Raw genomic sequence first — 7,205 nt, forward strand, 5'->3', positions numbered from 1 at the left:
ATCGACTTCCTTAACGGGCCCTTGAGCCCAGTTGTTGCGCCAGCGTCGCCAGGCGTTTGCCCTGCGCCCGCGCCAGGGCTAATTCAGTTTCATCTACATCGCGACCACTGGCGCCGGCAACATGGCTGGCACCGTAGGGTGTGCCGCCTGTTTCCGTGCTGTTCAACGCAGACTCGCTATAGGGCAAGCCGGCGATCACCATGCCGTGATGCAGCAGCGGAATCATCATGGTTAACAGCGTACTTTCCTGCCCACCGTGCAAGCTCGCAGACGAGGTAAATACCGCCGCCGGCTTATTGATCAAGGCACCGCTCATCCATAGCGATGAAGTGCCATCGAGGAAATATTTCATCGCGGCGGCCATGTTGCCGAAACGGGTCGGGCTGCCCAGCGCCAGCCCGGCGCAATCGCGCAGATCCTCTTCCGTGGCATAGAGGTGGCCACTGTCGGGAATATCCGGCGCTACCGCCTCGCAGTCCGTCGACACCGACGGCACTGTGCGCAGCCGCGCTTCCATACCCGCCTGCTCCACCCCGCGGGCAATGTGCTCGGCAAGACTTCGCGTCGCGCCGTGGCGACTGTAGTACAACACCAAAATATACGGCTGCTCTGCCATATCGGCTCTCCGTCAATCGATCAGCTCAAGAGCATTTTCCGGCGGGCGGCCCAGTACAGCTCGATCGCCGCGAACCACGATCGGGCGCTCAATCAACTTCGGCGCGTCGACCATTGCCTGAATCAACGCCGCCTCACTCAGCGACTCATCTGCCAGCCCCCGCTCCTTGTATTCTGCCTCGCCCTTGCGCAACAATTGCCGCGCCGAGATGCCGAGCTTGCTCAACAGGCCGCGCAGAGTCTCGGCGTCGGGGCTGTTTTCAAGATACAGCACAATCTCCGGCGCAATGCCGCGCTCTTCCAACAACTGCAGCGTTTGACGCGACTTGGAACAGCGGGGATTGTGGTAGAGGGTGTAAACAGACATGGCTCATCCTGCGTAATAAAAGATGAGCGACATTATACACAGCGCACTGCTGGCAACCATTTGGAATCGGAAATGATAAAACTGCGTTCACTTGTGCTCATTCTCAGCTGCGCCATTCTGCTGGCCTGTGGTCGCAGCGAGACCGCATCGGAGGGTTTGCCGAACACCGGGAACTGGGTGCTGATCAATTACTGGGCGACCTGGTGCGGCCCCTGCCGCGATGAAATCCCAGAGCTCAACACGCTCAATGCCGAACATGCAGACATCGATGTTTTCGGGGCCAATTACGACCGTCTGCAAGGTCAGGAACTGCAGGACGCCATCGCCGAGCTGGATATTCAGTTCGCCAGCATGATGGCTGATCCGGCAGAACTGTTGGCACAGGAACGCCCTCGTGTATTGCCGACCACGTATGTGCTCTCCCCCAACGGCGACTTGCACGCAGTGCTGACAGGCCCACAAACCGAAGAGAGTTTGCTGAAAGCCATGGGGCGCGACTAACGGCTAACCGCCCACCAGTGCCTGCTGCCACTGCGACAGCATCTCGGCACTGAAGGCAACGAGGTATATCTCTCTAAGACTGCCCGGCTCACCCAGCGCATCGCGCAGGGCCGACACCGCAATTCGGCAGGCCTGATCATGGGGATAAGCGTAAACGCCACAACTAATGGCGGGAAACGCCAGCGTGGCAAGGTCCAGTGCCTTGGCTTCGTCAACACAGCGCCGGTAGCAACTCGCCAGCAGCTCTGCCTCGCCCTGATCACCGCCGCGCCACACTGGCCCCACCGTGTGAATGATATATCTGGCGGCTAATGCAAAACCCGGACTGACCTTGGCATTGCCGGTCGCGCAGCCCTGCAAGCCGCGACAAAAGCTCAACAGTTCCGGGCCCGCCGCCCGGTGAATCGCCCCGTCGACACCGCCTCCGCCCAGCAGGCTGTTATTGGCGGCATTAACAATGGCATCGACCTCAAGCAGACAGATATCGGCCTGTATGGCGTGCAGTTCAGCGGGCATGTTTACACCTCATCTTCACGCTGGAGCTGAACCTGCAAACCGGATTCGGACGCTGACGCGGGCAGCTCGTCTATCGCCTGCGCCCAGCTATCAGCACCCAGTGGCGTATCGCCATCGCTCACGCTGACGCGCATGGGCCGACAGCAGACCTCGCAGTCTTCAACGTACGGCTCCCCTGCCAGGCTCGGGTCGATCAGCAGCTCGATGCGCTCACCACAGTAGGGGCAGTAATCTTTCCAGCTTTCCAACATGGTTCAGCCATGACGACAAAAACGCCATGCTGCCACGTTACAGGCTGCGGAGGTAGGCCCGCCAGCCGCCAAAATGGCTGATATCCGTCGCGCCGCGAATCCCCGATTGCTCGCAGATAAAGCCCGGACACAGCCGTCCGTCGGCCAGCCGTACTTTGCCGATACCCAGCGGCGCGGGAATCCCGGCCACAAAACTGCCAAGTTCGGCAAGCGGCATCGACCATACTTCCACCTCGATCGCCTGCCCCTGGCCGGACTCGGCCAGCACCATGGCCGGACGCAACGGCGGCCCACCGGGCAAGGCATAGAGTTGGTAATCAGGGGCTGACTGCGTGCAAAGCTGTAAGATGGCACCACGCTCACGAAGCTGCCAGTTCAGGGGCTGACCGTCCAGATGGGCGCCGCAAACCACCACGTCCACCCGCTCGGCCGCTGTCGAAGCATTCTCGGAAAGCGGTTCAAACGCGCGCTTTTCCGCGCCCAGCGGCAGGGCAAAACGCTGTTGCAGACGATTGCCAATCGACAGCAGCTTGCGGTCACCAAAGGCCTCGGCCACCAGCGTCAAGCCAAAGGGGAAACCCTCGTCGGTAAACGCCGTAGGCAGTGCCAAACCGCAGAGGTCAAACAGGTTCATATAGTTGGTGTAGTAGCCGGTATTGCTGTTCAGGGCGATGGGGTCAGCGTCCAGCTCGGCAATCGTATAGGGCCGCGGCGCGGTGGGTGTGAGCAGCGCATCCACCGAATCCAGCGCGGCCTGCGCCAGTTTGCGCAAGGCTTTTAAACGATACTGAAAAGAGAAAGCATCCCGCGCTGACGGCGCTGCACCGCCGCTGATAATCGTCCGGGTGACCGGCAGCAGTGCGTCGGGCTGCTCCTCAATCAGCGGTGAGCAGGCCAGATAGCGCTCCGCCACCCAGGGGCCTTCATAGAGGAGTTTGGCCGCATCGAGAAAGGCCGACATATCCACCTCGATCAGCTCAACCTCGTCATCTTCGGCAATCGCCGCCAGGCTCTGCTGATAGGCCTGCTCGTAGCCCGCGTGACCGAAAAAGGCGAGTTGTTCCGCTGGCATCACGCCCAGGCGCAATTTGCCGACGTGTCGTCCGTAATGGCGGGAACGGTTGGCGAAGGGGTTGGTGCGGCTGTAGGCATCACTGGCGTCCTCGCCCTCAGCCACCGACAGCACCGCGTGGGCATCGTCGACGTTCAACGCAAATACCGTCATGCAGTCCAGCGAGCGGCAGGCGGGCACCATCCCCGTGGCCGACAACAGGCCAATACTGGGCTTGAGCCCCACCAGATTATTAAAGCAGGCGGGCACACGACCCGACCCCGCCGTGTCGGTGCCCAGGCTGAAACAGGCCAGCCCCTTGGCCACGGCCACCGCCGAGCCAGAGCTGGAACCGCCACTGATCATGTCGGGGTCGACACTGTTTTTGCAGGCGCCCCAGGGCGAGCGGGTACCCACCAGACCGGTGGCAAACTGGTCGAGGTTGCTCTTGCCCACCGGAATCGCCCCGGCGGCAATCAGTGCTTGCACCACCGTCGCCGATTGCGAGGGGGTATAGCTGAAGGCGTCGCAGGCCGCCGTGGTCGGCACCCCCGCCAGATCGATATTGTCTTTAATGGCAAAGGGCAGACCAAACAGCGGCAGGCTGTCGGGACTGTGCCCGTCCAGCGTTTGCAGATACGGCTCCAGCTCCGCCGCGCTGAGGCGGTAAATCCAGATATTGTGGTCGTTGAGCGCGTCGCAGCGCGCGGCAATGTCGGCCATCAGCCTGCGCGGTGTCAGGCTACCATCGCGGTAGGCCTGATGCAGGCTGCGACGACTCAGTGTAGGCAAGGTCATTGGTCGCTCTCCCCTTCCAGAATTAACAGTGGCTGACCGGCACTGACGCGGCCGCCGGCTTTCACCACCACCGTTTTCACCCGGCCCGGCTGGCTGGCCAGCACGGCGACTTCCATCTTCATCGACTCCAGCAGCATTACGCACTGCCCGGCTTCAACGGTATCGCCCTCGGCCACATTAAGCTGCCAAACGCTGCCCGCCACCGAGCTGTCCACTACAATATCGTCGTCGCCAATCACCAGCGTATCGTCACTGACCTCAACCTCCGGTGCCTCGTAGTGGAACTGACCATCGGCATGCCAGCGCGCCAGCTCGTCGTCGAAGGCCTGCTCTCGGCGGCGAGTATGGGCATCGATTTCCGCCGCGTGCTGCGCAGTAAACGCTTCGTACTCCGCCAGCGAAAACTCGCCCTCCTCAGTACGCAGCGGGTAATCGCCCAGCGGGAAATCACGACGGATTTGCGTGAGTTCATCGTGGCTGACTTCGTAGAAGCGAATCTGATCGAAGAAGCGCAGCAGATAGGGCTCGGTAAACGCGGCCGTGCGGCGGTAGCGATTCCACATTTGCAAAGTGCGACCGACAAACTGGTAACCGCCCGGCCCTTCCATGCCGTACACACAGAGATAAGAGCCGCCGATACCCACCGAGTTTTCTGCGGTCCAGGTACGCGCCGGATTATATTTGGTGGTCACCAAGCGGTGACGCGGATCGACCGGCGTGGCGACCGGCGCCCCCAGATACACATCGCCCAGCCCCATCACCAGATAGGCGGCGTCGAAGACGATATCCTTGACCTCGGCAATGCTGTCGAGACCGTTGATGCGGCGGATAAATTCCAGATTACTCGGGCACCAGGGCGCATTGGCACGCACTGACTGCTGATACTTATCTACTGCCAACTGGCAGGCCTCGTCGTCCCAGCTCAGCGGTAGCCACACCGTGCGCGATGGCACGTGCAGGGAATCCAAGCGCTGCGATAAACGCCGTTCGCGGCGCGCCAGCTCGTCCAGCAGCTCACGCAGCGGCAATTGCTGCGCGTCGTAATGCAGTTGCAGTGAGCGAATGCCCGGCGTGAGTTCACGCAGCCCCGGCAATGGTGTCTGCTGCAAATCCTGCATCAGCGCATGGGCGCGAAAGCGCAGGCGAATATCCAGCTCCAGCGGGCCGTATTCCACCAGCAGGAAGTGATCTCCCGCCAGGCGATAAACCACCTCATCGCCTACCTCGTCCGCACTGAGGCGTTGAACGATGGGCGACGGCAGGGCCTCGACAGAGACCGGCGCCGCGGATTCGGCAGCGGCGGTGTTATCGCCAAGCTCATCACCGGCGAAAAAGGCCTGCTGGCAACGCTCAGCCGCCACCGCCGCGTCAACGCTGACCGGCACAAAGCGCAGCGTGTCCCCGGCGCGCAACTGGCCGAGTTTCCACAGGTCGGCGGTAATCACCGTGGCCGGACAGACAAAGCCGCCCAGCGAGGGGCCGTCCGGGCCGAGGATCACCGGCATATCGCCGGTGAAATCCACCGTGCCAAAGGCGTAGGCGTTGTCGTGAATATTGGACGGATGCATGCCCGCTTCGCCGCCACTTTGACGTGCCCACTGCGGTTTGGGGCCGATCAGGCGCACGCCGGTGCGGCTGGAGTTGTAATGCACTTCCCAGTCGGTGCTGAAGAACTGCTGGATATCGGCGTCGGTAAAAAAGTCTGGCGCGCCGTGGGGGCCATAAATCACCCGCAGCGACCACTGCGAGCCGATGTCCGGCAGGGCGGCCTGATCCGGGCTCAGCGCCGGCCCAGTGGATGCGCTCTGCGCCAGCGCCAACACATCGCCGGTGCGCAGCGCGCGACCGTTATGACCGCCGAACTGGCCGAGGGTAAAGGTGGAGCGCGAGCCGAGGTACTCAGGGCAATCAAGGCCCCCCGCCACCGCCAGATACGCCCGCGCGCCGCGCTCGATACGCCCCATGATCAGAGTCTGCCCAGCGGCCACCTCCACCGGCGTGTGCATCGCCACGGGATCGCCATCCAGACTCAGCGGAATCTCCGCCCCCGCCACCACAATGCGCGTTGGCGCACTGAACTGCAGGCTTGGCCCCTGCAGGGTGATTTCCAGCGCGGCCGCGTCAGGGGTGTTGCCCAGCATCGCATTGGCGAGCCGGAAGGAATAATTGTCGAAGGGCCCCGAAGGCGGTACGCCCACATCCCAGTAGCCGCTGCGACCGGGGTAATCCTGAATGGTGGTCTGGGTGCCGCCCTGCAGCACGTCGATACGCGCGGGCTGCCAAGCCAGCTGCGCAAGGTAGCGGGTTGTGACGTCGCCCTTCGCCACGACCGCGTCATCGAGCAGATACCGCAGATAGGCACAGTTACTCTCGATGCCGTACAACTGCGTCTGATCCAGCGTCTCGCGCAGGCCTTGAATCGCGGCGTCGCGGTCCGCTCCCCGGTAGAGGATTTTCGCCAGCATGGGGTCAAAATACGGCGAGACTTCAATGCCGCTTTCCAGCCAGTGCTCAATGCGCAGGCCCGGCAGCGCCTCACCCGGCTGGGGAAATGCCACATGACTGAGCAGCCCCGCACAGGGCTGGAAATCCCGGTAGGGGTCTTCGGCATACACCCGCAACTGAATCGCGTGCCCGCTGGCAGACAGGCCCTGACGCAGCTCATCCAATGGCGGCAGCTCCCCCGCCGCCTGCTGCAGCATCCACTGCACCAGATCCACCGACCAGACCATCTCGGTGACGCCGTGCTCAACCTGTAAACGGGTGTTCACTTCAAGGAAATAACACTCCTCGGTATCGGCATCAAAAATGTACTCCACCGTGGCGGCGTTGCGGTAGTTCACACTGGACAGCAGCGCTTCCGCCAACTGATACAGACGTTGACGCACCGGCTCGGGCAAATTCGGCGCCGGGCACTCTTCAATGACTTTCTGGTTGCGGCGCTGGGCACTGCAATCGCGCTCGCCGATGGCCAGCACACTGCCCTGACCGTCGCCAAAGGCCTGCACTTCGATATGCCGGGCGCGGGCAATGTACTTCTCCAGAAACACACCGTCGTCGGCAAAGTTGTTCTTACCCAGTTGCTTGACCTTGTTAAAGGCCTCGC

General features: G+C 62.1%; 7 protein-coding genes. 1 reads left to right on the forward strand and 6 read right to left on the reverse strand.

Features of this window, described 5'->3' with window-relative positions:
* Positions 1–10 precede the first annotated feature (10 nt).
* Entirely contained in the window at positions 11–616 is a 606-nt protein-coding gene (wrbA, locus tag AC5DB9_RS13265; protein ID WP_272990081.1) for an NAD(P)H:quinone oxidoreductase, read from the reverse strand.
* Positions 617–628: 12 nt separating this feature from the next.
* Positions 629–982, reverse strand: coding sequence for an arsenate reductase (glutaredoxin) (gene arsC, locus AC5DB9_RS13270; protein WP_022959985.1), 354 nt, complete (start codon positions 980–982; stop codon positions 629–631).
* A gap of 72 nt (positions 983–1,054) precedes the next feature.
* Between arsC and AC5DB9_RS13275 the strand changes: the two genes are divergently transcribed.
* The gene (locus AC5DB9_RS13275; protein ID WP_272990086.1) at positions 1,055–1,483 is read left to right on the forward strand and encodes a TlpA family protein disulfide reductase; all 429 of its coding nucleotides are present in this window, start codon (positions 1,055–1,057) and stop codon (positions 1,481–1,483) included.
* A gap of 3 nt (positions 1,484–1,486) precedes the next feature.
* Here the strand turns inward: AC5DB9_RS13275 and AC5DB9_RS13280 are convergent, their stop codons facing one another.
* The 4 genes from AC5DB9_RS13280 to uca all read right to left on the reverse strand — a co-directional run.
* A complete protein-coding gene (locus AC5DB9_RS13280) occupies positions 1,487–1,999 on the reverse strand; it encodes an O-acetyl-ADP-ribose deacetylase (RefSeq protein WP_272990088.1) in 513 nt (170 codons plus the stop codon).
* Positions 2,000–2,001: 2 nt separating this feature from the next.
* Positions 2,002–2,250 (reverse strand): CPXCG motif-containing cysteine-rich protein, encoded by a 249-nt coding sequence (locus AC5DB9_RS13285; RefSeq protein WP_374960683.1) that lies wholly within the window; start codon positions 2,248–2,250, stop codon positions 2,002–2,004.
* Positions 2,251–2,287: 37 nt separating this feature from the next.
* Positions 2,288–4,099 carry an allophanate hydrolase gene (atzF, locus tag AC5DB9_RS13290; RefSeq protein WP_273008959.1) on the reverse strand — a complete coding sequence of 604 codons (1,812 nt, stop codon included), beginning with the start codon at positions 4,097–4,099 and terminating at the stop codon, positions 2,288–2,290.
* A partial coding sequence (gene uca / locus AC5DB9_RS13295; RefSeq protein ID WP_491732061.1) for an urea carboxylase occupies positions 4,096–7,205 on the reverse strand: 3,110 nt, incomplete at its 5' end. The genes atzF and uca, both read right to left, overlap by 4 nt.

The organism is Spongiibacter sp., from assembly GCF_984394615.1.